Source organism: Thiothrix lacustris DSM 21227 (assembly GCF_000621325.1).
Taxonomy (GTDB): domain Bacteria; phylum Pseudomonadota; class Gammaproteobacteria; order Thiotrichales; family Thiotrichaceae; genus Thiothrix; species Thiothrix lacustris.
Window position 1 is genome coordinate 1 of sequence record NZ_JHYQ01000027.1, and the last position, 26,061, is coordinate 26,061.

Annotated in this window: 25 protein-coding genes and 7 tRNA genes; 24 read left to right on the plus strand and 8 right to left on the minus strand. The window is 49.4% G+C overall.

Features of this window, described 5'->3' with window-relative positions:
- The first annotated feature begins 7 nt into the window (after nucleotides 1–7).
- Nucleotides 8–145 (plus strand): transposase, encoded by a 138-nt coding sequence (locus tag Q394_RS23095; protein ID WP_084260302.1) that lies wholly within the window; start codon nucleotides 8–10, stop codon nucleotides 143–145.
- A 126-nt stretch (nucleotides 146–271) separates the two neighbouring features.
- Here Q394_RS23095 and Q394_RS22475 read toward each other — a convergent pair whose 3' ends face one another.
- From Q394_RS22475 to Q394_RS0113265, 3 genes are read right to left on the minus strand one after another with little or no spacing between them, the layout of a single operon-like run.
- Nucleotides 272–415, minus strand: coding sequence for a hypothetical protein (locus Q394_RS22475; protein ID WP_156946872.1), 144 nt, complete (start codon nucleotides 413–415; stop codon nucleotides 272–274).
- A 12-nt stretch (nucleotides 416–427) separates the two neighbouring features.
- Entirely contained in the window at nucleotides 428–652 is a 225-nt protein-coding gene (locus tag Q394_RS0113260) for a helix-turn-helix domain-containing protein (RefSeq protein ID WP_028489699.1), read from the minus strand.
- Between the two features lie 5 nt (nucleotides 653–657).
- Nucleotides 658–1,188, minus strand: a complete 531-nt coding sequence (locus Q394_RS0113265) for a DUF2975 domain-containing protein (RefSeq protein WP_028489700.1) — start codon at nucleotides 1,186–1,188, stop codon at nucleotides 658–660.
- Between the two features lie 80 nt (nucleotides 1,189–1,268).
- Between Q394_RS0113265 and Q394_RS0113270 the strand changes: the two genes are divergently transcribed.
- Genes Q394_RS0113270 through Q394_RS0113285 form a run of 4 tightly spaced genes read left to right on the plus strand, consistent with a single transcriptional unit; the run spans nucleotide 1,269 to nucleotide 4,698 of the window.
- Nucleotides 1,269–1,862, plus strand: coding sequence for a hypothetical protein (locus Q394_RS0113270; RefSeq protein WP_028489701.1), 594 nt, complete (start codon nucleotides 1,269–1,271; stop codon nucleotides 1,860–1,862).
- On the plus strand, nucleotides 1,859–2,875 hold the full coding sequence (locus Q394_RS20365) for an NAD(P)-dependent alcohol dehydrogenase (protein WP_051543439.1): 1,017 nt from the start codon (nucleotides 1,859–1,861) through the stop codon (nucleotides 2,873–2,875). The genes Q394_RS0113270 and Q394_RS20365 overlap by 4 nt, the downstream gene beginning before the upstream one ends.
- A 42-nt stretch (nucleotides 2,876–2,917) precedes the next feature.
- Entirely contained in the window at nucleotides 2,918–3,502 is a 585-nt protein-coding gene (locus tag Q394_RS0113280) for an ANTAR domain-containing response regulator (protein ID WP_028489702.1), read from the plus strand.
- The gene (locus Q394_RS0113285) at nucleotides 3,499–4,698 is read left to right on the plus strand and encodes a CmpA/NrtA family ABC transporter substrate-binding protein (RefSeq protein WP_028489703.1); all 1,200 of its coding nucleotides are present in this window, start codon (nucleotides 3,499–3,501) and stop codon (nucleotides 4,696–4,698) included. Before Q394_RS0113280 ends, Q394_RS0113285 begins: the two co-directional genes overlap by 4 nt.
- Here the strand turns inward: Q394_RS0113285 and Q394_RS0113290 are convergent.
- Complete coding sequence (locus Q394_RS0113290; protein ID WP_028489704.1) at nucleotides 4,664–6,385, minus strand: bifunctional protein-serine/threonine kinase/phosphatase; 1,722 nt, start codon at nucleotides 6,383–6,385, stop codon at nucleotides 4,664–4,666. The genes Q394_RS0113285 and Q394_RS0113290 overlap by 35 nt on opposite strands.
- The gene (locus tag Q394_RS0113295; RefSeq protein WP_038141558.1) at nucleotides 6,385–7,866 is read right to left on the minus strand and encodes an MFS transporter; all 1,482 of its coding nucleotides are present in this window, start codon (nucleotides 7,864–7,866) and stop codon (nucleotides 6,385–6,387) included. Before Q394_RS0113295 ends, Q394_RS0113290 begins: the two co-directional genes overlap by 1 nt.
- Nucleotides 7,867–8,462: 596 nt before the next feature.
- Between Q394_RS0113295 and Q394_RS0113300 the strand changes: the two genes are divergently transcribed.
- The 19 genes from Q394_RS0113300 to Q394_RS0113390 all read left to right on the plus strand — a co-directional run bounded on the left by Q394_RS0113300 (nucleotide 8,463) and on the right by Q394_RS0113390 (nucleotide 23,963).
- Complete coding sequence (locus Q394_RS0113300; RefSeq protein ID WP_028489706.1) at nucleotides 8,463–9,881, plus strand: CmpA/NrtA family ABC transporter substrate-binding protein; 1,419 nt, start codon at nucleotides 8,463–8,465, stop codon at nucleotides 9,879–9,881.
- Nucleotides 9,882–9,929: 48 nt separating this feature from the next.
- On the plus strand, nucleotides 9,930–10,862 hold the full coding sequence (locus tag Q394_RS0113305; RefSeq protein WP_028489707.1) for an ABC transporter permease: 933 nt from the start codon (nucleotides 9,930–9,932) through the stop codon (nucleotides 10,860–10,862).
- Nucleotides 10,863–10,882: 20 nt separating this feature from the next.
- Nucleotides 10,883–11,776 (plus strand): ABC transporter ATP-binding protein, encoded by an 894-nt coding sequence (locus Q394_RS0113310; protein WP_028489708.1) that lies wholly within the window; start codon nucleotides 10,883–10,885, stop codon nucleotides 11,774–11,776.
- A gap of 98 nt (nucleotides 11,777–11,874) precedes the next feature.
- A tRNA-Pro gene (locus Q394_RS0113315) sits at nucleotides 11,875–11,951 on the plus strand.
- A 21-nt stretch (nucleotides 11,952–11,972) separates the two neighbouring features.
- Nucleotides 11,973–12,048 (plus strand) — tRNA-Arg (locus Q394_RS0113320).
- A gap of 33 nt (nucleotides 12,049–12,081) precedes the next feature.
- Nucleotides 12,082–12,157: transfer RNA gene (locus tag Q394_RS0113325), tRNA-His, on the plus strand.
- Between the two features lie 110 nt (nucleotides 12,158–12,267).
- A tRNA-Leu gene (locus tag Q394_RS0113330) sits at nucleotides 12,268–12,352 on the plus strand.
- A gap of 73 nt (nucleotides 12,353–12,425) precedes the next feature.
- Entirely contained in the window at nucleotides 12,426–13,733 is a 1,308-nt protein-coding gene (gene tig / locus Q394_RS0113335) for a trigger factor (RefSeq protein ID WP_028489709.1), read from the plus strand.
- 29 nt (nucleotides 13,734–13,762) lie between these two features.
- Nucleotides 13,763–14,377, plus strand: coding sequence for an ATP-dependent Clp endopeptidase proteolytic subunit ClpP (gene clpP / locus Q394_RS0113340; protein ID WP_028489710.1), 615 nt, complete (start codon nucleotides 13,763–13,765; stop codon nucleotides 14,375–14,377).
- Nucleotides 14,378–14,616: 239 nt separating this feature from the next.
- Nucleotides 14,617–15,903 (plus strand): ATP-dependent Clp protease ATP-binding subunit ClpX, encoded by a 1,287-nt coding sequence (gene clpX, locus Q394_RS0113345; protein WP_028489711.1) that lies wholly within the window; start codon nucleotides 14,617–14,619, stop codon nucleotides 15,901–15,903.
- Nucleotides 15,904–15,986: 83 nt separating this feature from the next.
- Nucleotides 15,987–18,404 carry an endopeptidase La gene (gene lon, locus Q394_RS0113350; protein WP_028489712.1) on the plus strand — a complete coding sequence of 806 codons (2,418 nt, stop codon included), beginning with the start codon at nucleotides 15,987–15,989 and terminating at the stop codon, nucleotides 18,402–18,404.
- Nucleotides 18,405–18,503: 99 nt separating this feature from the next.
- A complete protein-coding gene (locus Q394_RS0113355) occupies nucleotides 18,504–18,851 on the plus strand; it encodes an HU family DNA-binding protein (protein WP_169735900.1) in 348 nt (115 codons plus the stop codon).
- A 16-nt stretch (nucleotides 18,852–18,867) separates the two neighbouring features.
- Nucleotides 18,868–18,943 (plus strand) — tRNA-Val (locus tag Q394_RS0113360).
- 22 nt (nucleotides 18,944–18,965) lie between these two features.
- Nucleotides 18,966–19,042: transfer RNA gene (locus Q394_RS0113365), tRNA-Asp, on the plus strand.
- Between the two features lie 69 nt (nucleotides 19,043–19,111).
- Nucleotides 19,112–19,188: transfer RNA gene (locus Q394_RS0113370), tRNA-Asp, on the plus strand.
- Nucleotides 19,189–19,301: 113 nt separating this feature from the next.
- On the plus strand, nucleotides 19,302–21,188 hold the full coding sequence (locus Q394_RS0113375; protein ID WP_028489714.1) for a SurA N-terminal domain-containing protein: 1,887 nt from the start codon (nucleotides 19,302–19,304) through the stop codon (nucleotides 21,186–21,188).
- Nucleotides 21,189–21,197: 9 nt separating this feature from the next.
- Entirely contained in the window at nucleotides 21,198–22,478 is a 1,281-nt protein-coding gene (gene mtaB, locus Q394_RS0113380) for a tRNA (N(6)-L-threonylcarbamoyladenosine(37)-C(2))-methylthiotransferase MtaB (protein WP_028489715.1), read from the plus strand.
- 3 nt (nucleotides 22,479–22,481) lie between these two features.
- Nucleotides 22,482–23,069: a hypothetical protein gene (locus Q394_RS0113385; RefSeq protein WP_028489716.1), complete on the plus strand. Its 588-nt coding sequence runs from the start codon at nucleotides 22,482–22,484 to the stop codon at nucleotides 23,067–23,069.
- A 210-nt stretch (nucleotides 23,070–23,279) separates the two neighbouring features.
- Complete coding sequence (locus tag Q394_RS0113390) at nucleotides 23,280–23,963, plus strand: hypothetical protein (RefSeq protein WP_028489717.1); 684 nt, start codon at nucleotides 23,280–23,282, stop codon at nucleotides 23,961–23,963.
- Nucleotides 23,964–23,975: 12 nt separating this feature from the next.
- On the opposite strand, the gene Q394_RS0113395 is transcribed toward Q394_RS0113390, so the two are convergent.
- From Q394_RS0113395 to Q394_RS0113405, 3 genes are all read right to left on the minus strand, one after another.
- Nucleotides 23,976–24,428, minus strand: coding sequence for an EVE domain-containing protein (locus tag Q394_RS0113395; protein ID WP_028489718.1), 453 nt, complete (start codon nucleotides 24,426–24,428; stop codon nucleotides 23,976–23,978).
- Between the two features lie 19 nt (nucleotides 24,429–24,447).
- Nucleotides 24,448–25,296 (minus strand): 23S rRNA (adenine(2030)-N(6))-methyltransferase RlmJ, encoded by an 849-nt coding sequence (locus Q394_RS0113400; protein WP_028489719.1) that lies wholly within the window; start codon nucleotides 25,294–25,296, stop codon nucleotides 24,448–24,450.
- A gap of 61 nt (nucleotides 25,297–25,357) precedes the next feature.
- The gene (locus tag Q394_RS0113405; protein ID WP_028489720.1) at nucleotides 25,358–26,041 is read right to left on the minus strand and encodes a hypothetical protein; all 684 of its coding nucleotides are present in this window, start codon (nucleotides 26,039–26,041) and stop codon (nucleotides 25,358–25,360) included.
- Between the last annotated feature and the right edge of the window lie 20 nt (nucleotides 26,042–26,061).

The window sequence follows — 26,061 nt, forward strand, 5'->3', positions numbered from 1 at the left end:
CGAACCCGTGTTTGGGAACTTGCGCGGCAACAAACGCCTGCACCGCTTCACCTTGCGCAGCAAAGCCAAAGTGGACGGGCAATGGAAACTGTTTTGCCTGATGCACAACCTCGAAAAGCTGGCACATTACGGGTATGTCGCATGAAGGGGGAAATGATGCTGCCAAACACGCAAAAATGCACCGTATTGAGCGTATCAGGTGGCATTCAGGGCGTTATGGGGAAGCAGGAAGTCGGCAACGCTGAAAAAAACGCCCGGTCGTTTGGGATGTTCAAAAAAATGACTGCCCGATCTGGATGGGATGATCAGATTCGGGTTTTTCTACACCCTCGTTATCTGGGGTGCGGTGCAGGCGATAGCGCAAATACAATAGGGCTACTGCCAGCGTCAATATAATGAGGAAGACATAAATCATGGGCTTGTTCCTTTATTTCATATCGTTTGGATTGTCCGCTTCAAACACCAGAATATCCCCCGGCTGGCAGTCCAGTACCTCGCAAATCTTTGCCAGTGTTTCAAAGCGGATGCCTTTGACCTTGCCGGATTTGAGCAGGGAGACGTTTTGTTCGGTAATGCCGATGCGTTCCGCTAACTCTTTCGAGCGCATTTTGCGTTTGGCGAGCATCACATCAAGGTTCACAATAATAGACATAGGGGTCACACGATCTGGCGGTTGTCTTCGGCGATGGCGGCGGCTTCTTGCAGGGCATGAGCCAGCATAACCATTAGCGTACCGATTAACACTACCAACACGTCATTCATGACGATACTGATCGCGATAGCCTGATGGCCTGCCGGATTTTCAAGCGTGACCGCCAACACCACCAATAAACGTACCAGTGGGTTAGTCGCCCCAACGACCAATAACACCAGACCAAAACGCCGCAATTGTGCCGCAACCTGCGGGTGGAAATATTCGCCTTGCGCCAATAAGCGAAACACACTCGCCATCGCCCAAATTCCACACGCCATAATGCACAGATGCAGGGTGGAAATTCCCCAACCCATCCACACGGCAAACGGCGTCATCTGAATGGTTTCAGTGGTCAATGTTGCAAAGTTTTTTACCACGATAGCTTGCCCATCTGGCAGCCACCACAGCAGGGCGTTGGACAAGAGCAGCAGTACTGCAATCCATTTCGCCACAGGGGCGAGCCAGTGTTTCAGACGAGTGGTAGTAAAGCGCATGAAGGTAACCTGAGATTCTTGTTGAAAGTGAAAATATTATCGTAATACAATCATTTTTTCAAATGAAACGGTATGCTCTCATGAAGAAACTATTTGCTGTCGGAGCCGCTTTATTGCTGGGTGCTTGCACCTCCATCCCCGTCAAAACCTTGTATAAACTGGCGACCGCTGATTTGATGACGGTTGACCCGAGCGTCTTGCGGGTAGCCGCACAAATGCCGGACTGGGTTGCGCCGCGCCCCGAGGGTGTGAAGCTGGAGCTGGGAATGAAGCGTGACGGCGAAACACCGATTAACGAACGTTTCAACCTCGAAGCCGTCCCATTGGCGTTGGAGGGCAAGACACTTACCGATGCCGCAAAATCGGACTACACCCTGTATGCGTATCGGCTTGCGTCGGTGGACATTCCGCGCTTGCAACACTTCCGCGACACACTGAAAGCGAAAAAAGCTGATGGTGGTAAGAAGCCGGAAAGCACGATGGGGGTGAGTGTGGATGCGTGTCGAAAAACTGAGTTACCAGCGGGGAAAATACTGGCAACGACTTACCTGCAATTGGATAGGGAGTCAGGTTATTTACCCTTGCTGGTGGATTACGACCTCAAGCAAGAGGTGGATGGCAAAGATTTGGCAGCATTAATTCCACCCTGCCAGCCGTCAGGAGGCAGCAGATGAAAGCGATAGTGTGTGAACAATACGGTGCACCCGATGTCCTGCAATTGCAACAGGTAGAGCAGGCTGTTCCGAAGGACAATGAAATTCTGGTGAAAATACACACCACGACAGTCACGTCAGTGGATTGTCGGGTGCGTGGTCTCAATACCCCCAAGGGTTTCAAGTTGCTTATGCGTTTGGCACTGGGCATCAACCGACCCAGGCAAGCGATTTTGGGAAGTGAGCTGGCCGGTACAGTTGCTGCTATCGGTGCTAACGTAAGTCAGTTTCAGGTGGGCGACCCCGTGTTTGCTTTTACTGATACCCGGATGGGTTGTTATGCAGAATACATCTGTGTACCCGCAACAGGGGCAGTGGTACGCAAGCCTGTTAACCTCAGCTTTGCGGAAGCTGCCGCCTTGTCTTTTGGTGGAACGACCGCTCTGTATTTCCTCCACAAAGCAAATTTGCAAGGCGGAGAAAAAATACTCATCAATGGCGCTTCCGGCAGTGTAGGTACGGCTGTGGTGCAACTGGCAAAACATATCGGTGCAGAAGTCACGGGTGTATGCAGTACCGCCAATACGGCTTTGGTGAAATCATTGGGTGCTGATCATGTTATTGATTATACGCAAGAAGATTTTACCCAGCAGGATGAAACTTACCATGTCATTTTCGACACCACAGGCAGGGTATCATACGCCCGCAGCAAACCCATACTCAGGGCAGGCGGTCGTCTTGTACTGGTGGCAGCGAGCTTGCCAGAGATGCTGGCGATTCCTTGGGTGGCGATGGGGGGCAACAGGAAAATCATTGCGGGGGCTGCATTCGGTGATGCCAAAGCCTTGCACTTTCTCGCGAATTTGGCTTTAACAGGGAAATATCGCCCGGTTATTGATCGGTGCTTTCCATTCGAGCAGATTGTAGCCGCGCATCGTTATGTGGAAAGCGGGCGTAAACGGGGCAATGTCGTCATCACAATGCCTGATTGCGCAGTTATTCCTAGCGGCGAAGCAGTTTTTGATGGCATGTAACTTGCACCGATTGGGAGATAACAACCATCACACAAGGTACACATGCACAAACTCATGCTGGTCGATCATGACCCCGACCGTTCCGCCAGCTTGGAAGCGGCACTGTTGGCAGTGGGTTACGCCCACATTATCCGCGTCGGGCAGCACGACAACCTGCTGAATGCGGTGCGCACTCACCAGCCGGACATTATCCTCATCGACATGCAAAGCCCTGACCGCGACACGCTGGAGTCGCTGCGCAATGTCAGTCGTGAAATGCCTAAGCCCATCGTGTTTTTCGCCGCGCAAAGTGACCTCGAAACCACCCGCGCGGCCATCAGTGCCGGGGTTAGCGCCTACATCGTTGATGATTTACCCGGTAAGCGCCTGAAGTCGGTGCTGGAAGTGGCGATTGCCCGCTTTCAGGATCACCAGAAATTGCGCGAAGAACTGGAAGATTACAAAGGCCGCCTGCAAGATCGCAAAGACGTGGACAAGGCCAAAGGCATCCTCATGCAGCACCGCAACCTGTCGGAAGATGAGGCATACCAACTGCTGCGCAAAATGGCGATGGATCGCAACATGAAAATTGGTGAAGCCGCTCGCAATTTCGTCGCCGCAATGGCCTTGCTGGGGGATAAACCATGAAGCAGGCATTACGCATTGGCTTCCTGCCGTTGACCGATTGCGCGGTATTGGTCGCGGCGCTGGAACGCGGTTTCTTCGAGAAACATGGCCTACAAGTGACCTTGCACCGTGAGGTCTCGTGGGCAAACATCCGTGACCGGGTAGCGTTTGGCGAACTGGATGCTGCACACATGCTTGCCCCGATGCCGCTAGCCGCGACGTTGGGCATTGATGGTTTGGGCATTCCTATGCAAGCAGCCTTCAGTCTGGGTTTGAATGGCAGCGCGATTACCCTCGCTAGTTCCCTGATGCAGGCGATTCGCGAACATTTTCCGCAAGATTTATGCACTACACCGATGCGGGCGCACGGTCTCAAGCGTCTTTTAAGTGCACAAACCTCGCGCAAACTGGTTTTCGGCTGTGTTTACCCTTTTTCGCAGCACCACTACCTGTTGCAGGCATGGTTGCAGGATGGTGGGCTGGTATTGGGGCAGGATGTGGAAATCCGTGTTATCCCCCCGCAGCAAATGGTCGAGTCCTTGGCGCAAGGGCAAATTGATGGTTATTGCGCGGGTGAACCGTGGAATCAGCAAGCCGTCAGCCGGGGTATCGGGCACGTCGCCGTCACCAGTTACGATCTGTGGAACAACGGCCCCGAAAAAGTACTGGGTGTGACGCAAGCTTGGGCAGAAGCCAATCCGAAAACGCATCAAGCCTTGCTGTGTGCCTTGCTCGAAGCCGCACAGTGGCTGGATAATGCTCACAATCGGCTGCGTATTGCCGAATTACTGGCACGCCCGGAATATTTGGATGTGCCCTTGAGCTTGGTGCAGCCGCCATTGCTGGGGCGTTATCGCTACGCCCCTGATGAGCCGGAACGTTTGCTGCCCGATTTTAATGTGTTTACGCGTTATGCCGCCAATTTCCCGTGGCATTCGCACGGCACGTATTTTTTGGCGCAAATGCACGCCACGGGGCAATTGCCAACACTGCCCGCCGACCCTGCGACATTATTGGCGAAGGTTTACCGCACGGATTTGTACCGTGTGGCTGCTGAAACCCTGAGCCTGCCGTACCCAACGGTGGATTATCTGCCCGCGCAGCAGTGCATGGCTCCGTGGGTATTGCGTGCTGCCAGCCAGCCGATGGCGATGGGGAATAATTACGTGGCGTTGCAGTGCCTCACTTCGCCAACGCATACAGCAAAGCCAGAATAAGCACGGCTTCCAGCGCCGCCAGCCCTTTCCAGAATGCCAACGGATTGCGCTCCAGCAAGGGGCGGCTGTGCTTGCTTGCCAATAAGCTATCGTTCGGTTTGGTTAAATCCGCAACAAATTCTGAGAGCACTTCGTAGCGTTTTTCGGGGTTGGGGTGCGTGGCTTTTTCCAGTGCAGCATCTACCCATTCTGGTACTTTGGCGTTGAATAGGCAGGCGGAAGTGTAGTTAAAGGTCTTCTTGTGGGCGCGTTCTGGCTCGATCTCACCGTAAGGCAGTTGCCCGGTGAACATTTCGTAAGCCATTACCCCTAGCGAAAAAATATCGGAACGGTTGGTGCCGCGTGCGCCCTGAAAATATTCAGGGGCGGAATAATTGGCTGTACCCACAATATGGTTGTGTTGTAACACGCTTTGAATTTCCATCAATCCGGCAATGCGGGTTGAGCCAAAGTCGATGATTTTCAGGGTATTGTGATGGTCTATCAGGATATTGTCGGGCTTGATGTCTTGATGAATCATTTCCAAACGGTGCATGGCGCGTAAGCCGCGTGCAATCTGGTCAACCGTGGCGCGTACTTGCGTCACGTTGGGGGCGGGGTTATCCAGCATCCATTGGCGCAGGGTTTGCCCTTCGACGTATTCCACCACGCTGTACAGAAAGGTGTGGTGGCGGGCGCTGCGTTCGTGCATCTTGATTAAGTGTGGGGAGTTCAGACGACGCGCCACCCATTCCTCGTGCAAAAACAGGTCGATGTAGGCGGGGTCATCGTTGAAGTTTTGCGACGGGGTTTTAATCACCACCTTGTCACTGCTGGGGTCGAGGGTGTCTTCGGCAAGGTAAACTTGGCTGCGTGAGGTGGCATTCAATTCGCGTAAAATCAAATAGCCATCCATGACTTGTCCTGCTTTCAAGTCGGGGGGGAAGGGCAGTTTGCCGAGCTGTTGGTAGAATTCTTCGCGGTTGACGCGGGGTAATTGGTCAATGCGTACCACTTGGCAGGTAATATTGTCCTGACTGCCTGCTTGCAGGGCAGCTTCCACGAGCTGTTCCGCACAGGTTTGTGGGTCGGGGTGTTCACGTAATAATTCGGCAATCCGCGTATCACTCAGTACGTCGTGGATGCCGTCGGTAGAGAGCATAAATATATCGCCTGGCTGCAACTCCAGCACTCGAAAGTCAATGTCGAGGCGGGTATCAATGCCCAAGGCGCGGGTTAAATAGGAACGTTCCCCACTGAATTGCACGCGATGGTCTTGCGTCAAACAGTCGAGCGTTTGCTGTTGCCAGCGGTAAATGCGGCTGTCCCCAATGTGGTAGATGTAAGCGGTATGCGATTTGAATATCAGTCCGCTAAAGGTGGTGGCCATGCCGCCTGACCCGCCATACTGGCGTTGTCCTTGGCTGCACAGCCACAAATTGAGTGCACCCACGACCTTGTTAATCGCCGTTTTGACCGACCATGAGTCGGGGGTGCTGTAGTAATCGTTGAGGAATTGCTTCACCGCGATTTCACTCGCTTCCTTGCCACCTTCACTGGCACTCACGCCGTCGGCAATCACTACCGCGATGCCTTGGCTGTCGAGGCTGGCTCCTTTAGGGGTCAGTGCGCCGTAAAAATCCTCATTCACGGGTTTGACACCCGCAATTGAGTGTTGGCCTAGCGTGATGGCAAGGGTGGTTTGCATTATTTTACCTCAATCATTTGCACCGTGCCGTCCGGCAGTACTTCGACCATATTACCGCTAGGCTCCCGCAGGAATAGCAGTACAAACGCCAATACCGCGATGGCTGTTGCGCCGATCACCATGAAAAAGCCTTGCGGTGAAGTGCTCGCCAATACAGTAAGAAAGACCACGCCGCCGACATTGCCATACGCGCCGGTCATGCCTGCGATTTGCCCGGTTAAACGGCGTTGAATCAGGGGTACCATTGCATATACAGCCCCTGAGCCTGCTTTGGAGAAAATCCCGCCAAGGGTGGCGGCCGTAATGACCATCAATACTGACCATTCCGGGCTGACTTGCCCCAGCAGCATGAAGCTTGCACCAATGCCGAGGAAGACGATAATCAGGGTAATCTTGCGCCCAAACTTGTCGCTGATCAAACCCCCAGCCGGACGTGCCACTAAGTTGATGACTGCGTAAGAACCCGCCAGCAAACCGGCCGTGACTTTATCCAGCCCAAACATATCCACGTAAAACATGGGCAGCATCGACACGACTGCTAGCTCGGTTCCAAACGTCACCATGTACGCCAGATCCAGAATCGCGACTTGGGTAAAGGAATAGCGTTGCAGTTCTGGCACGGGTTCTTTCAGTACATGCGAATTCAATTGCCAGATTTTCCAGACCTGAAACAAGTAAGTTGCCAGTAATACGATGTAAATGGTGGTGGTGGTGTTGGCTGATAACAATTTCATGCCAGTAGGGGAGAGCTTGTAGGTCAGCATGGCCAGCGCGGCATACATGGGGATGTTCATGATGATGTACAGCACTAAGTCGAAACCGCTGGTGACTTCCAACGCGCCGGTTTTCTTCGGCTTGAAGTAGGTCGAGCCTTTGGGAGTATTGCGGACGCGCCAGTAGAAAATCAAACCGTAAGCAATCGCAATCACCCCAGTCACCGCTACGGCGTAGCGCCAGCCATTATCGCCACCAATCGTGACCGCGATGAAAGGCAGTAGCCCTGCCGCACCTGCTGAGCCAAAGTTACCCCAACCACCGTAGATGCCTTGCGCTATCCCTGTTTGGCGTGCCGGAAACCATTCCGCAATTAGGCGAATCCCGACCACAAAGCCAGCACCGACGAAGCCTGACAGAAAGCGCATGAAAGCCAGTTGTTCATAGCCTTGTGCTAGTGAGAACCCAATGCTTACGATGCCGCCAATGATCAGAATGCCGCTGAACATAATACGTGGGCCGTAACGGTCAACCAGCATTCCCACCACGATACGCGCGGGAATAGTCAGCGCCACGTTCAAGGTCAGCAGGACTTTTGCCTGCAAATCGGTCAGTTGCAAGGCTTCCCGAATGAAAGGCATCAGCGGAGCATGGGCAAACCACACCATAAAGCTGATGAAAAAGGCAAACCATCCCAAGTGGAGGGTGCGGATATTCGCCTTCGATAGATCAAGCAGGTTAAACCGCTCGCTGGCTGTAGTGGCCATGTTTCACCTCAAATTTCCGTTTTCAAAAACAAAAAAGCCCCGCTAAACGTTGGTGGAGGAGGACTCCAACGTTTAGCGGGGCAACATTACCCAGTGGTGTAGCACAAGCGTTGTGCGGATTTTGTGGTGCATTCGCCGTTGAACACACCCCTTGATAGTGATTAAGCAAAAACTGTGCCACTGCGCAAAGCCCAGTCCTAGGGCAATTTGGCGTAAATGTCGGTAAAACTGTGCACCAGCGATAGGCTTAAGCTGTGTTTTCAGCACTGTGATGGGGATGTACCGCGATTTCTCATGCACTATGATGCGGCGCACCAAAAAAGATTATGGGGTAACAGCATTAGTGCAAATTAATATGGTTATATTCAGGGTGATATTATTAAGTATTTGATTTATATTGTTTTTATATGATTGGCACACTGTTTGCTTTACTGAGAGTAAGCAGTCAACGGCGACTGCGTAGTGATGAAGTGACTCCTCTCCTCCTAACCGTGCGATGTAGTACGGCATTTGGGTAAAGCTGCCCTGACCGCTGTTGGTTCCTCCTCCCCAACAGTTGTCAGGGCTTTTTTTTGGTTACGAAAAAGGTTTCAACGATGAGCAAGACACCAACAAGCGGACGCCGCACCTTCCTCAAGAAGGCCACGCTGGCACTGGCATTAAGTATGAGCATGAGCACTGGCCTGCTGATCAATACCACCGTACAAGCTGCTGCGGATACAGACAAAATTGGCAAACCGGAAAAAGCCGACCTGAAATTCGGCTTCATCAAACTGACTGACATGGCCCCCCTAGCCATCGCTTACGAAAAAGGCTTTTTTGAAGACGAAGGCTTGTACGTCAAGCTGGAAGCGCAAGCCAACTGGAAAGTATTGCTGGATGGTGTCATCGACGGCCAGCTTGACGGCGCACACATGCTGGCAGGCCAGCCGCTCGCCGCCACCATCGGTTTCGGCACCAAGGCTGACATCGTGACCCCGTTTTCGATGGATCTGAACGGCAACGGCATCACCGTTTCCAACGCCGTTTGGGAAGAAATGAAAAAGCACGTCGAAATGAAAGACGGCAAGCCTGTCCACCCGATCAAGGCCGATGCACTCAAGCCGGTGGTCGAGGACTTTAAGAAGGAAGGCAAGCCGTTCAACATGGGCATGGTTTTCCCGGTTTCTACCCACAATTATGAGCTGCGTTACTGGCTGGCAGCGGGCGGCATCCACCCCGGTTTCTATGCACCGAAAAAGGATGACATCAAGGGCACTATCAAGGCTGACGCGATTCTTTCCGTTACCCCGCCACCGCAAATGCCCTCCACCTTGGAAGCTGGCACTATCAACGGCTATTGCGTCGGCGAACCGTGGAACCAGCAGGCTGTGTTCAAGGGCATCGGCGTGCCGGTCATTACCGACTACGAAATCTGGAAAAACAACCCGGAAAAAGTGTTCGGCTTGACCAAAGAGTTCACCGAAAAGAACCCGAATACCACTGCCCGTATCGTCAAGGCACTGATTCGCGCCGCTTACTGGCTGGATGAAAACAATAACGCCAACCGTGCTGAGGCAGTGAAAATCCTTTCCAAACCGGAATACGTCGGGGCAGATGAAAAAGTCATCGCCAATTCCATGACCGGCACCTTCGAGTATGAGAAAGGCGACAAGCGTGACATACCGGACTTCAACGTGTTCTTCCGTCATAACGCGACTTACCCGTATTACTCTGATGCGGTCTGGTATCTGACCCAGATGCGCCGCTGGGGGCAGATTGCTGATAAGAAAGAGGATAAGTGGTACGACGAAACGGCGAAAAGCGTTTACCTGCCAGCCATCTACAAGAAAGCGGCTGAAGCCCTGATCGCCGAAGGAAAGATGAAGCAGGAAGACTTCCCTGATTTCGGTGCAGAAAGCGGTTACAAGCCTGCTACCAATGAGTTCATCGACGGCAAAACCTATGACGGTACGAAGCCGAATGATTATCTGGATGAGTTTGAGATTGGCTTGAAGAAAGACGCCGCCGTGTAAGCAACAGGAGGTGGGTATTCCCCACCTCCTCACCCATAGGATAATCCCATGAACACCAAACACATATTCCAGACCTATGCAGCGCCCTTCATCGGCATCTTGTTGTTTCTGGCGATCTGGCAGATAGGCGCACCCAAAATCGTGACCTCGCTCGGCGCTGTTCCCGGCCCGGTGCAGGTGTTCGATCAGTTTGAAGGCTTGGTGGCTGAACATCAGGCCGCCCGCCAGAAAGAGGCTGATTTTTATCAACGTCAGGAAGAACGTAACACCGAGGCGCTGAAAGAAGACCCGAAAGCTGATGTAACGATTCGCCCTTATACCGGCAAAGCGACGTTTTTTGACCAGATTTGGACGAGCATTTTCACTGTGATGACGGGCTTTGTGCTGGCGGGGTTGATTGCGATTCCACTCGGCATCGTCGCGGGGTTGAGTCAGACGGTGTATTCCGCCATCAATCCGCTGATCCAGTTATTCAAACCCGTTTCACCGCTGGCATGGTTGCCGATTGTGACCATTATCGTGAGCGCGGTTTATGTGTCGGATGATCCGATGTTTGCCAAATCATTCGTTACTTCGGCGCTGACGGTACTGCTGTGCTGCTTGTGGCCGACCATTATTAATACCACCGTCGGCGTAGCCAATATCAGCAAGGATTTGCAGAACGTCAGCAAGGTGCTGCGCCTGAGTTGGTGGACGCATGTACGCAAAATCGTGCTGCCTTCCGCCATTCCGATGATTTTCACCGGCCTGCGCCTGTCACTGGGCATTGCGTGGATGGTGTTGATTGCGGCGGAAATGCTCGCGCAAAACCCCGGTTTGGGCAAATTCGTGTGGGACGAGTTCCAGAACGGCAGTTCCAATTCCCTCGGGCGCATTATCGTGGCGGTGATTGTGATCGGCCTGATCGGTTTCGCGCTGGATCGTGGCATGTTGCTGCTGCAACGCCATTTTTCTTGGGATAAAAGCGCCGCGCTGCGTTAATGGATTGAAGGAGAATACACATGACAACCACGACAAACCAAGCAGATCATCTGTTGATTTCACAGGTATCCATCGACTTCCCAACGCCACAAGGGCCGTACCGGGCGCTGGATAAGGTAAATCTACGTATTAACAAAGGCGAATTCGTGTCCATCATCGGGCATTCCGGCTGCGGCAAGTCGACTGTGTTGAATATCGTTGCGGGGCTGTACAAAGCCACTGAGGGCGGTGTGATCCTCGACGGGCGCGAAGTGGATGAGCCGGGGCCAGAACGCGCCGTCGTGTTCCAGAACCATTCCCTACTGCCGTGGCTGACCGCGTATGAAAACGTTGAGTTGGCGGTGAAGCAGGTCTTCAAAGGCAAAAAGTCCAAGGCCGAAATGAAGGCATGGATCGAGCACAACCTGCACTTGGTACACATGGATCACGCCATGCACAAGCGCCCGGATGAAATTTCAGGGGGTATGAAGCAGCGTGTAGGCATTGCGCGTGCGTTGGCGATGGAACCACAGGTGCTGCTGCTGGACGAGCCTTTCGGCGCACTTGATGCCTTGACTCGCGCTCATTTGCAGGATTCTATGATGGAAATCCAAGCCGACTTGGGCAACACCGTGATCATGATTACCCATGATGTGGATGAAGCCGTGCTGCTTTCCGACCGTATCGTGATGATGACCAATGGCCCTGCGGCGTCTGTGGGTGATATTCTGGAAGTGAATCTGCCGCGCCCGCGTAATCGTGTGGAGATGGCGGAATTGCCTGAATACATTCGTTGCCGTCATGCGGTGCTGAAATTCCTCTACGAGCGCCACGGACGCAAAGAAGAGGCTATCCCTTCCACAAAGAAGGAAGAGGGTGAACTTGAGAAGGGGAATATTGTGGCGTTGAAGTCTGTATTAACTAAAGCTGCTTAAAAAAAACCACATTAAGTCTTGACATGAATGGGAATAATACGTAAAGTTCGCGCTCTTGATTGAAGAACAACACAACACTTGATTTGTTCTTTAAGCATCGGAATATAGCGCAGCCTGGTAGCGCACCTGTTTTGGGTACAGGGGGTCGGGGGTTCGAATCCCTCTATTCCGACCATTCGATTTTTACCTCTTACTTGCGCCCGTAGCTCAACGGATAGAGCAACGGCCTTCTAAGCCGTAGGTTGCAGGTTCGAGCCCTGCCGGGCGCGCCATTTTGTAGCCCAGCAGAAAATAAAGTTTTAGTGGTGACTGTAGCTCAGTTGGTAGAGCACTGGATTGTGATTCCGGTGGTCGTGGGTTCGAGTCCCATCAGCCACCCCACTTTTTCCCGCTTCAAATATTATACAAAAGCCTAAAGGCTGTGTATAATTGCCCCCTTCGTGATTCCCCACTGTTGCTGACGGGGCGGATTCCACGGTTAGTAGATACATGCGAAAATGGCGGAATTGGTAGACGCACTGGTTTTAGGTACCAGCGCCGCAAGGCGTGAGAGTTCGAGTCTCTCTTTTCGCACCACCCTTATCCCTTTGATTTTTAATGACAATCTGCCCTGAAAAGGTGGATGTCAGGCCCGTAACGAGGTTTTTACATGCAATTTTCTGTCGAAACAACCGGTAATATCGACCGCAAAATGACAGTGGCAGTTCCTGCCCAACAGATTGATCAAGAAGTCGAAAAGCGCCTAAAGGGGATGGCTGGTCGGGTCAAAATTGACGGTTTCCGTCCAGGTAAAGTCCCTTTTACTGTCGTGAAAAAACGTTATGCAGATTCCGTGCGTTACGAAGTGGTTGAGAAATTGCTGGGTTCCAGCTTTCAAGATGCGGCGAATCAAGAAAAATTACGTGTCGCTGGCTTACCAGAAATTGACCTGAAAACGATGGAAGAAGGCAAGGACTTAGAGTTCGTTGCTAGCTTCCAAGTCTATCCTGATGTGGTGATTGCGGGTGTGGAAACACTAAGCATTACTCGTCCCATTGCCGAAATTGCGGATGCAGATCTGGATAAGATGATCGATGTCATTCGCAAGCAAAATCAAGAGTGGAACGACGTTGAACGTGCTGCTGCTGTCGGCGATATGGTTAATGTTGACTTTGACGGTTCTGTTGATGGCGAAGCCTTTGAAGGTGGCGCTGCTCAAGATTACTCAGTAGAACTCGGTGCAGGCCGCATGTTGAAAGACTTTGAAGAAGGTCTGGTTGGCATGAAAGCTGGCGAAGAGAAAACCATTGATGTGGCATTCCCTGAAAGTTACCACGCTGAGAACCTGAAAGGCAAAACTGCCCAGTTCAAGCTTACCCTGAAAAAAGTACGTGAATCTGTACTGCCGGAAGTCAATGCTGACTTCATTACCAAGTTTGGTTTGGATGGCGGTTCTGTTGACGAATTTCGTGCTGAAGTGAAAAAGAATATGCAGCGTGAACTCGACAATGCTATCAAGTCACAGCTTAAGCAGCAGGTAATGGATGGTTTGTCTGACTTACATACCATCGATATTCCTAAAGCACTGGTGACGGATGAAATCCGCTACGTTCGTGATGAGTTCTCGCAAAACACTGGTTCTAAGCCTGATAATATCCCTGACGAGTTGTTTGCTCCACAAGCAGAGCGCCGCGTGAAGTTAGGTTTGATTGTCGGTGAAGTGATTCGCCAGAACAGCCTACAGCGTGACCCTGCACGCGTAGAAGCTATGTTGGAAACCGTAGCGGCCAGTTACGAAGACCCACAAGAGCTGAAAGACTACTACCGCAGCAACCGTCAAGCCATGCAGACCATTGAAGCCGCTGTCATGGAAGAAATGATTGTGGACTGGGTGATGGAAAAAGCCACTGTGACGGATGAACCCCGCGACTTCGATAGCGTCATGAACCCTAAAAAGCCAGAACAGGCACAAGCCTGAATTCCAGCACGCAAATAAGGTAGGTTGTAATGTTTGTAAGAAACCCAGATGAACCACGCGCCGTTGGCGTTCCAATGGTTATCGAGCAATCTGCTCGTGGCGAACGCGCATTTGACATTTACTCGCGCTTGTTGCGGGAACGGGTCATTTTCTGCGTGGGTGAAGTCGAAGATTACATGGCGAACCTCATTGTGGCGCAATTGTTATTCCTCGAATCCGAAAACCCAGAAAAAGATATTCATTTGTATATCAATTCTCCGGGTGGGGTGATTACCGCAGGTATGGCAATTTACGACACTATGAAGTTCATCAAGCCGCATGTCAGTACGTTATGTATTGGTCAGGCAGCCAGCATGGGCGCTGTGTTGTTGGCAGCGGGTGAACCCGGCAAGCGTTTCGCATTGCCACATTCCCGCGTCATGATTCACCAGCCATCGGGTGGTTCACGTGGCCAAGCATCAGATATTGAAATACAAGCGCGTGAAATTCTTAAAATGCGTGAAGTATTGAATAGAGTATTGGCTGGTCATACCGGGCAAACGGTCGAGCGTATCGAGCAAGATACCGATCGTGACAACTTTATGGATGCGGAAGCAGCACGTGCATACGGCTTGATTGATGAGGTCTTGATGGTTCGCACGTAGTCATTTTGGTGTTACTAACCACCATTTGTCAGAAAACAGCCTGTCTTTACAGGCTGTTTTCGTGTCTGGACAGGTGTTTTTCAGGAAAAGAAGCGTAAAATACTTGCGAAAGCCGAGTATTCTTGTCACCAGACAAGTTTATTAGAATAATAGCGCTTGAAAATAAGCATACGGACACAACATAGTCCTTTGGTTTACATCGTTGATGTGTCGAGAAACGGCACAGGATAGAGGTTCTGATGAGTAAAGATAGAAGAGGCGATCAAGATAGCGGCAAATTGCTGTATTGCTCTTTCTGCGGAAAAAGCCAGCATGAAGTGCGTAAATTGATCGCTGGCCCTTCGGTATTCATTTGCGATGAATGTGTCGATCTGTGTAATGACATCATTCAAGAGGAAATGCACACCGCCCAAGGGGCTGATGAACAATCTTCCCTGCCGACGCCGCGTGAGATCAAGGGAAATCTTGATGAATACGTTATTGGTCAGGAATTGGCGAAGCGGGTACTGTCCGTTGCAGTTTACAATCATTACAAGCGCCTGTATAAAAAATCCGGCGGTAAGGACGATGTTGAACTAGCAAAAAGTAATATTTTGCTGATTGGTCCAACTGGTAGCGGTAAGACCTTGCTGGCAGAAACCTTGGCGCGTTTACTGAATGTGCCCTTTACTATCGCCGATGCGACCACTCTGACCGAGGCGGGTTATGTAGGCGAGGATGTGGAAAACATCATCCAGAAACTGCTGCAAAAATGTGATTACGATGTGGAAAAAGCCCAGACTGGGATTGTTTACATCGATGAAATCGATAAAATTTCTCGCAAAGCAGATAACCCTTCCATCACACGTGATGTTTCCGGCGAAGGTGTGCAGCAAGCATTATTGAAGCTGATCGAAGGCACGATTGCTTCTGTTCCACCACAGGGTGGGCGTAAACATCCACAGCAAGAATTCCTGCAAGTGGATACCCGCAATATTCTGTTTATTGTGGGTGGAGCTTTCTCGGGAATGGATAAAGTCATTCGCCGTCGTACTGAAAAAGGCAGCATTGGTTTCTCTGCTAAAGTTAAGCCACCTGAAGAGGGGCGTAGTTTTGGTGAAGTGATCAAGGAAATCGAAGCAGAAGACTTGGTGCACTATGGGTTAATTCCTGAGTTCGTTGGGCGTCTTCCTGTGATTGCTACATTGGAAGAGTTGGATGAAACCGCGTTAGTGCAAATTCTGACTGAACCGCGTAATGCTTTGACCAAACAATACGGCAAGCTGTTTGAGATGGAAGGGGCAGAATTAGTCTTCCGTGATGATGCGCTGCATTCTATTGCCCGCAAGGCGATGGAGCGCAAGACTGGTGCACGTGGATTACGTTCTATTCTGGAAAAAATCTTGCTAGATACCATGTATGACCTACCATCAGAGCAAAATGTTAGCAAAGTAGTGGTAGATGAGTCAGTGGTTAAAGGTGAATCTCAACCTTACTTAATCTATGAAAATATCGAACCGCAGCAACAAATGGCTTCTGGCGAATAATTTCGCTCAGTAACATTTGTGGGTGTATCAGGGTTAGACACCCCGATACACCGCCCTTCTATCCTCCACAGTGAGTGCTTATTATGGCTGAATCAATCATCGTTCCTGTTTTACCTTTGCGTGATGTCGTGGTCTATCCACACATGGTTATTCCCCTGTTCGTAGGGCGCAATAAGTCCATCCAGGCGCTGGATATGGCCATGGATAGCAATAAGCAAATCCTGTTGGTTGCACAAAAAAGTGCTGAGGTTGACGCCCCAGATCTTGATGATGTGCATACCATGGGAACGTTAGCCACCATTCTGCAATTATTGAAGCTGCCAGATGGTACGCTGAAAGTATTGGTAGAAGGGTTGGAGCGTGCTGAAATTATCTCTATTGATAATGACGGTGATTTCTCTGCTGCACGGGTTAAGGTATGCGCTTCCGCAACAGGTGATAGTCGCAAGATTGATGTATTGAGTCGTTCACTGGTTAGCCTGTTTGAACAATACGTCAAACTGAATAAGAAAGTTCCACCGGAAATTTTATCTTCACTGTCGAGCATTGATGATCCTGTGCGTTTGGCGGATACCATTGCTGCCCACCTCGGTCTGAAAATTGCCGAAAAACAAAAGATTCTGGAAATGCTGGATGTGGAAGAACGCATTCAGTACTTGATGGAATTAGTCGAGGGTGAAATCGATTTATTGCAGGTAGAAAAGAAAATTCGTGGACGCGTTAAGCAGCAAATGGAGCGCAGCCAACGCGAGTACTACTTGAATGAGCAGATCAAGGCCATCCAGAAAGAACTCGGCGAGATGGATGATGCCGCGCCCAATGAAATGGAAGATTTGGCACGTAAAGTCGATGCTGCTGGTATGCCGAAAGAGGCGAAGGATAAAGCAGAAGCTGAGTTGAAAAAGCTCAAAATGATGTCGCCAATGTCAGCCGAAGCGACTGTTGTGCGCAATTACATCGACTGGTTAGTTAATCTGCCGTGGAAGAAAAAATCCAAAGTTAATAATAACTTGGGTGATGCAGAGAAAGTCCTCAATGAAGATCACTACGGTCTGGAAGAGGTCAAAGAACGCATCCTCGAGTTCCTTGCTGTGCAACAGCGAGTTAAAAAAATCAAAGGGCCAATTTTGTGTTTAGTTGGACCTCCCGGTGTAGGTAAAACTTCTTTAGGGCAATCCATTGCTCGTGCTACCGGGCGTAAATTTACCCGTATGGCATTGGGCGGCGTGCGTGATGAAGCGGAAATCCGTGGACATCGCCGTACTTATATCGGTTCATTGCCGGGCAAAATCGTTCAGAATTTAACCAAGGTGGGAACCCGTAATCCACTGTTCCTGTTGGATGAAATTGACAAAATGTCCACCGATTTCCGTGGCGACCCATCTTCGGCGTTGCTGGAAGTACTTGATCCTGAACAAAATCACACGTTTGCTGACCATTATCTAGAGGTGGATTTCGATCTGTCTGATGTGATGTTTGTGGCGACGTCTAACAGTATGCGTATTCCTGGTCCATTGCTGGATCGTATGGAAGTGATCCGCATCCCCGGTTATACCGAAGATGAAAAACTCAATATCGCCAAAAATTATCTGGTACCTAAACAGCTCAAAGCCAATGGCTTGAAAAAGGGTGAGTTGACGATCAGCGATAGTGCGATTATGGATGTTATCCGCCACTACACGCGTGAAGCAGGGGTACGGAATTTAGATCGTGAAATCTCCAAACTGTGCCGTAAAGCTGTTAAGGATCACTTGTTGAATGACAAGAAAAAGACTTCAGTTACTCCGCGTAATATCGAAAAATACCTTGGTGTGAAACGTTTTGACTATGGCCGTGCTGACAAGACCAACCAAGTGGGTCAAGTGACGGGTTTGGCATGGACATCCGTGGGCGGTGAATTATTAACGATTGAAAGTGCGCTGCTGCCGGGTAGTGGCATGATCAAAAGTACCGGGCGTTTGGGGGAGGTCATGAAAGAGTCCATCCATGCGGCTGAGACAGTGGTAAAAAGCCGGGCACGTTCATTGGGCATTACCCGCAAGTCTCTGCGAAAGAATAACGTTCATATTCATGTGCCAGAAGGTGCAACGCCTAAAGATGGCCCTAGTGCGGGTGTTGGTATGGTAACGGCTATGGTGTCAGCGATGACGCGCATTCCGGTACGTGCCGATGTGGCGATGACCGGCGAAATCACCTTACGTGGTGAAGTGTTGCCTATCGGTGGCCTGAAGGAAAAGTTGTTAGCAGCACACCGTGGTGGCATCAAGTTGGTACTCATTCCCAAGGAGAACGAAAAAGACCTTGCAGAAGTACCAGACAACGTTAAAAAAGGTTTGGAAATACGTCCAGTTAAGTGGATCGATGAGGTATTGGCACTTGCTTTAGAACATGCACCCATACCATTGGCCGCTGATGAAGACCTTGATGATGAGGATAATCCGCCTTCTGGTGTTGCTGCGAGTGCGGAAGATGAGGAAAATAGCGCTGCTCGGCAGCATTAATATGTTTACTTTGGACTTCAAATGCTTCTGTGTCGTTGAAGTCCGTCATTTTGTTGACATATTTTAGATGTCGCTGGTATAACTGTCGGGCGTATCCGCATGGGTGGCTCTGCTGACTGTTGTAGCAGGAGTGTTTTGGTTTTCCCCTATAATGAATTCATAAGGAAAGTTTCTATGAATAAATCAGAATTGATTGATGCAGTAGCAGAGAAGTCCGGTTTGACTAAAACTGATACTGATAAAGCATTCAAAGCGTTCGTTGAAGTCATCAGTGATACACTGAAAAATGACGACCAAGTGGCGTTGGTTGGCTTCGGTACGTTCCTCGTGCGTGAGCGCCAAGCGCGTTCTGGTCGTAATCCACGCACTGGCGAAACAATTTCTATCGCTTCTGCGAAAATTCCTTCATTTAAAGCTGGTAAAGCACTTAAAGATGCCGTAAACTAGGCGCTCTTTCAATGACGGGTAGTTAGCTCAGTTGGTAGAGCGTCGCCCTTACAAGGCGAATGTCGGGGGTTCGAGCCCCTCACTACCCACCATCATTGTTAACAGTTTTATCGCGGAGCGGTAGTTCAGTTGGTTAGAATACCGGCCTGTCACGCCGGGGGTCGCGGGTTCGAGTCCCGTCCGCTCCGCCAACTATTTAGATTAAGGATGCTCATGTAGCATCCTTTTTGTTTCCTTTTTCAAGTTGTTTACAACATCGCGGAGCGGTAGTTCAGTTGGTTAGAATACCGGCCTGTCACGCCGGGGGTCGCGGGTTCGAGTCCCGTCCGCTCCGCCAACTATTTCCATTTCATCCCCCTCTTTCTTCCTGTATGATTGCGTTCTTGCGTGCGTGGGGCGTGCGCATTAATCGTTCATCAATCAACACTAAACACAAAAACGTAAAAGACCATGCTGCAATCAATTCATGACAAAGCCAAAGGCTGGATTGCTTACGCTATCGTAGGCATTATCATCGTTCCATTCGCACTGACCGGCATTTATGATTACCTGCAAGGAGGTGGTGGTAAATTGTCTGCGGCAGTGGTTGACGGCGAAGAGATTCCGGTGAAAACCGTACAAAATGCTTTATTGCAAATAAAGCAACAATTTGGCGGCAAGTTACCGGAGGGTATGGATGAGGCATTGAAGGGTAATGCCCTAGACTCTGTGATCAATCAGACGCTCATCCAGCAAAAAATTCATCAAGGTGGTTACCGAGCCAGCAACCAAGAAGTTGCAGATGCTATTTCCAAGATAGAAGTTTTCCAAAAAGATGGAAAATTTGATCAAGTGACTTATGAAAATTTCCTCAAAATACAACGCCGTAGCCCGGTCGAGTTTGAAGCGCAAGTACGTACTGATTTGACTCAGCAGCAATTGCGTGGTGCTGTGATGAATACTGCTTTCCTGCCAAAAGCTGAGGCAGAGCAATATCAAGCATTGCGTAACCAACAACGTGATATTGAAGTATTTACGTTGAAACAGGCTGATTTTCAGGCGAAAGCACAAGTGACTGATGATCAGATTGCGAAGTACTACGAGCAAAACAAAGCTGCGTACATGACCGATGAACGTGCCCAGTTATCCTATGTAGAGCTTAAGCGTGATGATTTAGCGGCTAAGGCAACGGTTGATGATACAGCTTTGAAAACATGGTTTGATAACAATGCTGATCATTACGTACAGCCCGAAGAGCATATCACTAGCCATATTTTGGTGGCTGTTGATGATCCGGCCAAAGATGCCGATGCCAAAAAACGCATTGATGCACTCTATGCTGAAATCAAAGCTGGAACCCGTACCTTTGAAGCGATTGCTCGTGCGGATTCCGACGATAAAATTACTGCTGAGAAAGACGGTCAAATGGGTGCTGTTGTCGCAGGCGATTGGGGAGCTGAGTTTGAGAAAGCTGTTTTCGCTTTGAAAGCAGGTGAAATGTCTGAACCGGTGAAAACTGAAGCCGGTTATGAAATTATCCGTGTTGCTACGATTAACCCCAGCAAATCAAAGACGTTCGAAGAAGCACGTGCTGCGGTTGAAGATGATTATCGTAAAGATCAAGCAGAAAAAGCATTCCTCGATAAAGGTGAAGTATTGGGACGTCTGGCTTATGAGCAAGACGGTGATTTAGCTCCGGCAGCCAAAGAAACTGGCTTAACGCTGCAACAAACTGATTGGATCACACCAGTACAAGGTCAGGGTATTGCTGCTAATGATAAAGTGCGTGCTGCTGCTTTCAGCGAAGATGTGCTGAAGTCGGGTAAAAACTCTGATCTGCTAGAGCTTGAAGATGGTAGTGCAGTGGTTATTCGTGTGATCAATCATGAAGCGGCCGCCCAGAAGCCTTTGGATACTGTGCGGGAAGATATTCGCACCGCCTTAGTGGCACAGGAAGCCCGCAAGCTTACTGCTCAGAAGGGCGAAGAGTTGCTGAAAAAACTACAAGAGACTCAAGCCTGGGGCGCTGCTTTGGCAGCTACCGGTTTGGGTGCAGAAACAGCGGTTGAAAAATCTGGTTTGATAGGACGCACTGATACCAAGTTTTCCCCTGACATATTGGATCAAGCGTTCTCTTTGGATCATCCAGCTAAGGATAAGTTGACATGGGGAAGTGTCGCTTTAGCGAATGGTGATTATGCATTGCTTGCCGTTAAAGCCGTTAAAGTTGGTGATGCTAGCTTAGGTTCCGATGCTGGTGCTGTTTATAGTCAAAGTACCGGTACGCGTGAACTGGATGCCTTCTTTAAAGGCTTGCGGGAAACAGCTAAGGTTGAGACTCACCCTGAAAATTTGTAAAGTAGGTTCATGAAAGTCCATCTAAAAGCATTAGGATGCCGTCTGAATGAGGCGGAGTTGGAACAGTGGTCACAACAATTCCGCAGCGGTGGGCATGATATTGTCCCTGATGCGCTTGATGCTGATGTACTGGTGCTCAATACCTGTGCTGTGACCAATGAGGCGTCGAGTAAGTCTCGGCGTCTCATGCATCGCCTCTACCGTGAAAACCCTACTGCCAAATTGGTCGTGAGTGGTTGTTACGCTAGTCTGCAAGCCGCCGAGGTTGCCGAAACGCTGGGTGTTGATTTGGTTATCCCCAATACCGAAAAAGATCAACTTCCTCAAACCGTTATGCAACATTTTGAATTACCCGTTATGCCTGCTATTGCAACCGAGCCGGGTGAAGCACCGTTGTTCATTCGTGGGCGTCATCGTGCTTTTATCAAGATTCAGGACGGTTGTCGTTATCGCTGCACCTTTTGCATTGTCACGGTGGCACGGGGTGATGAGCGTAGTCGCACTGAAGACGATATTATTTCTGAAATCAATACACTGTATCAGCAGGGTATTCAGGAAGTCGTCTTAACTGGGGTGCATGTTGGTGGATATGGCAGCGATACAGGTACCTCTCTGTATGCCTTAGTGCAGGCGATTTTGCGAGAAACGGATATTCCTCGCATCCGCTTTGCTTCAGTCGAGCCATGGGACTTACCAGACGATTTCTTTGCCTTGTTTACCAACCCACGTTTGATGCCGCATATGCATTTACCGTTGCAAAGCGGTGCAGATTCGGTACTGCGACGTATGGCGCGGCGTTGTAAAACCACCGAGTTTGCGGCATTAGTGGCAGAAGCACGGCGCAGTGTACCCGGTTTTAATGTGACGACGGATATTATCGTGGGGTTCCCCGGTGAAACGGATGAGGAATGGGCGCAAACGTTGGCTTATGTTGAGTCGGTAGGCTTTGGTCATTTGCATATCTTTAGTTACTCCATTCGTGAAGGCACTAAGGCAGGGCGTTTGCCTGATCAAGTGGCGGAAACAGTCAAGAAAGCTCGCAGCCAAGCACTTCATAGTCTTGGTGAACGCTTAAAACACGATTGGTTGCAGCAGCAGATTGGTCAGACTGTCCCCGTATTGTGGGAGTATGGGCGGTCAAGTGATGATGGGCAGCAGATTTATACCGGTTACACGCCTAATTATTGTAAGGTGAGGGTATCTGTAGCGGATAATATCGCTTTGGAAAACACCGTCGGGCAAACTCTGTTGACGGGCGTTGATGATAATGCTGTGCTGACTGGAGTCTAAATCATGAATATCAAATACTGGTTTTCTATCGTCTATTTATTCACTGCTAGTATTTGTTTGTCTGGTTGTCTTTTTTCTTCAGAATCACAACAAGCACGCGAGGTCGTGAATCAGTTCTGGCAAGCTGTTCTTAATGATGACATGGATACAGCTAAAAATCTGACAACTTGGGACAGTACTCAATACTTGCAATTTCTCAATAGTAAAAGTGTTTTTGCTAAACGTTTTGAAACAGGTGAAATCAAGATTGATGGCACAATAGCTGAAGTAGCCACTTTATTATATGGTGGTGAAAAAGGTGACATGGCGATTCCTGTTCGAACAGTGTTAGTGCGTAATAAGGATGTCTGGCAGGTTGATGTGCAAAAGACGATGGGATCAATGGTCAGTGGTGCAATGGATGCTGTGGCAGATCAGTTAAATATTTTTATGGAAAATGGCTTGAAAGACTTAGATAGCGCACTCTCTAAAAGTGTGGATGAGTTAAATCAAAGCCTAAAACAGGGTATTGATGAGCTAAAAAATGAACTTTCCTCTCCCCCCAGTTCTCCTGTTAATCCCAGTCCTCCCTCTAATGGGCACGCCATTTAAGATTATAATTTAACCAAAAAGTCGTCTTCTCTGGTGACTTTGCTTATTTGTATTGCATTCATTGCATATTCAGGTTTATATAAGCCTTATATCCCGTATACACGTAAAAAGCCTCGTTTTGTCAGTCAGTCTCTGGCAGAAAAATAGAGAAATGTTATGTTGGTATCATGTTGTTACGGTAAGTCATGATCAACCAGATGGAATACCCCGATGTCAAAATTAGTTATTAAACAAGACCTTCCAGTGCCTTCCTTTCAGGAAAAACTGGAGGGTGTTTTGCGGGTTATTCTGCCATTATTATTATTGGGTATTGTAGTCATTACTGCATTGTCGCTTTATGTGGCAAGAGATTCGACGGTGCCAGAAGCTATTGTTCAGGATTCTCCATACAACATAAAAGTGCTGCCACTCGCCTATAAACAACAATATGAACGCCTAGATGTTTTGAGGCGTGAGTTTGATTCGCAAGATAAAACGGTGTTAGAAGGTTATGATAAACATTCTAGCTTAGTCGCTAAAGCGGAAGCTATTTTGTTACAGCTGTCTACCATGGATCGTTTGCTAGACAGTTTGGATTTGTCTTCTAAAAATCGTCAGGAATTGTTGGCTCGACATCAATATCAAAAGGATTATTGGGAGTCGAAACGTGTTTTTCAGAATTTACGTTTATCGCGTTTTAATGAAGGTAAGTCGCCACTTACTGTAGTGACAGAACCCCAACCAACATTGACCAATACCTCAGAACCTTTACCTGCGGTGGTTGATAATCATCAAGCGATGATCGATGCAGCAGCTAAAACTGCCCCAAAGATTGAATTACCCGCAGACTTTTGTCCATTGTTTGGACCCGGTGCAGCCGCTTGTAAACCAGACGCTGATGACAAAAAACCCTAGAGGTTGATCAAATCATTCTCGTGTAAGGATAGCCTGCCATTCATCAGTGGTCACTGGCATGATAGAAAGTCGGCAGCCTTTGCGTACCAGTGGCATATTTTCCAGAATAGTTTGCTCGCGCAATTCATGCAAACTGATGGTACGTGAAAGCTTGCGTATGAATTTTACATCGACTCGGTACCAACGTGGATTCGCTGGATCACTTTTTGGGTCAAAGTATTTAGCTTCGGGATTTACTGCTGTGTCGTCAGGATAGCCTTGAGTGACAATCTCGGCGATACCTACAATGCCGGGTACGTCACAGTTGGAATGGTAAAAAAAGACCTGATCGCCGACTTGCATTTGATCTCGCATCATATTGCGAGCTTGGTAATTACGCACTCCGTCCCACGGTTCGACAGTGACTCTTTTTAAGTCATCAATGCCGAACACATCAGGTTCTGATTTCATCAGCCAGTATTGCATGTATTTATCCTTTAGTCTGTCAGGTATTTTTTGCAGGCTTGATGTCAGTCACGGTGAAGTGCCCGTTGGCATCCGCCATTTGTTGGTGTAACCACGGTAATAGAGTTTGCATCTGTTTAGCCAATAACCACGGTGGATTGATGACGAACATGCCACTACCGCTCATGCCTAGCCCTGGACTATCGGCTACTGGGCAGAACTCAATCTGCAAGATGTCTGCAATACCCGTCTGCTGCAAGCCTTGAATCATTTGTTTGACCCGCTGGCGTTCAATCACCGGATACCATAGCAAGTAAGTGCCTGTCGCAAAGCGTTTGTAAGCTTTGGCAAGGGTGATTACAACATCGCTGTAATCTGTTTTTAGTTCGTAGGATGGGTCAATCAGGGTAACAGCACGTCGGCTAATCGGTGGTAATAAGCCTAGCAACCCCTTCAGACCATCCTGTTTGCTAATCTGGATGCGTTTATCATGCCCAAGATTGTTGTTTAGTGTGTTGAAATCGTTGGGGTGTAATTCAAACAGACGCAACTGATCCTGCTTGCGCAGTAACTGTGCCGCTAGCCACGGGGAGCCAGGGTAATAGTCGAGTGAGGGTTTCGGGTTGATTGAGCGAATCAGATTGACATAAGGCAGTAATGCGTCAGGCAAATCACTAGCATTCCACAGTGTCTGAATACCGTGGGCAAATTCTTGGGTTTTTTGAGACTCCGCACTGTTTAGCCGATAAAGGCCACTACCAGCGTGAGTATCAATGTACCAAAAGGGTTTATCTTTGCACTGGTAATAGTCTAGCGTTAACACTAACACCACATGTTTGATGACATCAGCGTGGTTTCCAGCGTGAAAGGCATGTCGGTAGCTTAGCAAGGTATTTCCTTCCTTGGAAAATAGAGGGCGTATTTATTTGCACGCCCTCAGTGTTACCGGGTTAGTGTGCAATAGGTCCGGGTGTGGATGTTGTGCTCGGTGCTGCTGTGGCAGGTGTTGCATCCAACAGAGGCATCGTCGGGATTGTCGCAGGAAAAGGTGCCGGAGGTGTTGGTGCACCGGAAACTTTACTCTCAGCTACTGGTTCTGAAGGTATGGCACTGGGAGCAATAGGTGCGACAGGTGGTGTAGGAGGAATCATGAATGGCGGTAAGCTATTATTCATAGTCATCCCATTCATAGGCTGCATTCCAATTGGTGCTGCTTGGTGCATGTAGCGCTGAGGGTTGTTATTGCTCCAACCCATGCCAGGGAAACTGGAACTGTTGAAGGATGGGCCATTATTCCAGTTAAAAGGCATACTTGGCCCGTTGTTCCAAAACGGCATACTGGAGCCATTATTCCAGCCGTTATTATTCCACGGCATACTATTGTTGCCCCATGATGGGCCATTGTTCCAGTTGAATGGCATATTGGAGCCGTTACCCCAGCCCATATTCGGGTTGCTACCCCATGATGGGCCGCCATTGCCCATGTTGAAACCATTGCTTGGGCTATTGCCCCATGATGGGTTGTTGCCCCAATTCATATTCGGGTTCATGTTAAAATTATCCATGCCCCAGCCGCCAGCATTGGCGCTACTGACGATGCCTGCCAAAACGATGCCTAAAATCATTTTTTTCATGGTTTTCCTCTTCCTTCTAG

Excerpts from the sequence above, each read along its gene's own strand:
- Q394_RS22475 (WP_156946872.1), bottom strand. The coding sequence starts at position 415 with ATGATTTATGTCTTCCTCATTATATTGACGCTGGCAGTAGCCCTATTG.
- Q394_RS0113260 (WP_028489699.1), bottom strand. The coding sequence starts at position 652 with ATGTCTATTATTGTGAACCTTGATGTGATGCTCGCCAAACGCAAAATG.
- Q394_RS0113265 (WP_028489700.1), bottom strand. The coding sequence starts at position 1,188 with ATGCGCTTTACTACCACTCGTCTGAAACACTGGCTCGCCCCTGTGGCG.
- Q394_RS0113270 (WP_028489701.1), top strand. The coding sequence starts at position 1,269 with ATGAAGAAACTATTTGCTGTCGGAGCCGCTTTATTGCTGGGTGCTTGC.
- Q394_RS20365 (WP_051543439.1), top strand. The coding sequence starts at position 1,859 with ATGAAAGCGATAGTGTGTGAACAATACGGTGCACCCGATGTCCTGCAA.
- Q394_RS0113280 (WP_028489702.1), top strand. The coding sequence starts at position 2,918 with ATGCACAAACTCATGCTGGTCGATCATGACCCCGACCGTTCCGCCAGC.
- Q394_RS0113285 (WP_028489703.1), top strand. The coding sequence starts at position 3,499 with ATGAAGCAGGCATTACGCATTGGCTTCCTGCCGTTGACCGATTGCGCG.
- Q394_RS0113290 (WP_028489704.1), bottom strand. The coding sequence starts at position 6,385 with ATGCAAACCACCCTTGCCATCACGCTAGGCCAACACTCAATTGCGGGT.
- Q394_RS0113295 (WP_038141558.1), bottom strand. The coding sequence starts at position 7,866 with ATGGCCACTACAGCCAGCGAGCGGTTTAACCTGCTTGATCTATCGAAG.
- Q394_RS0113300 (WP_028489706.1), top strand. The coding sequence starts at position 8,463 with ATGAGCAAGACACCAACAAGCGGACGCCGCACCTTCCTCAAGAAGGCC.
- Q394_RS0113305 (WP_028489707.1), top strand. The coding sequence starts at position 9,930 with ATGAACACCAAACACATATTCCAGACCTATGCAGCGCCCTTCATCGGC.
- Q394_RS0113310 (WP_028489708.1), top strand. The coding sequence starts at position 10,883 with ATGACAACCACGACAAACCAAGCAGATCATCTGTTGATTTCACAGGTA.
- tig (WP_028489709.1), top strand. The coding sequence starts at position 12,426 with ATGCAATTTTCTGTCGAAACAACCGGTAATATCGACCGCAAAATGACA.
- clpP (WP_028489710.1), top strand. The coding sequence starts at position 13,763 with ATGTTTGTAAGAAACCCAGATGAACCACGCGCCGTTGGCGTTCCAATG.
- clpX (WP_028489711.1), top strand. The coding sequence starts at position 14,617 with ATGAGTAAAGATAGAAGAGGCGATCAAGATAGCGGCAAATTGCTGTAT.
- lon (WP_028489712.1), top strand. The coding sequence starts at position 15,987 with ATGGCTGAATCAATCATCGTTCCTGTTTTACCTTTGCGTGATGTCGTG.
- Q394_RS0113355 (WP_169735900.1), top strand. The coding sequence starts at position 18,504 with ATGGGTGGCTCTGCTGACTGTTGTAGCAGGAGTGTTTTGGTTTTCCCC.
- Q394_RS0113375 (WP_028489714.1), top strand. The coding sequence starts at position 19,302 with ATGCTGCAATCAATTCATGACAAAGCCAAAGGCTGGATTGCTTACGCT.
- mtaB (WP_028489715.1), top strand. The coding sequence starts at position 21,198 with ATGAAAGTCCATCTAAAAGCATTAGGATGCCGTCTGAATGAGGCGGAG.
- Q394_RS0113385 (WP_028489716.1), top strand. The coding sequence starts at position 22,482 with ATGAATATCAAATACTGGTTTTCTATCGTCTATTTATTCACTGCTAGT.
- Q394_RS0113390 (WP_028489717.1), top strand. The coding sequence starts at position 23,280 with ATGTCAAAATTAGTTATTAAACAAGACCTTCCAGTGCCTTCCTTTCAG.
- Q394_RS0113395 (WP_028489718.1), bottom strand. The coding sequence starts at position 24,428 with ATGCAATACTGGCTGATGAAATCAGAACCTGATGTGTTCGGCATTGAT.
- Q394_RS0113405 (WP_028489720.1), bottom strand. The coding sequence starts at position 26,041 with ATGAAAAAAATGATTTTAGGCATCGTTTTGGCAGGCATCGTCAGTAGC.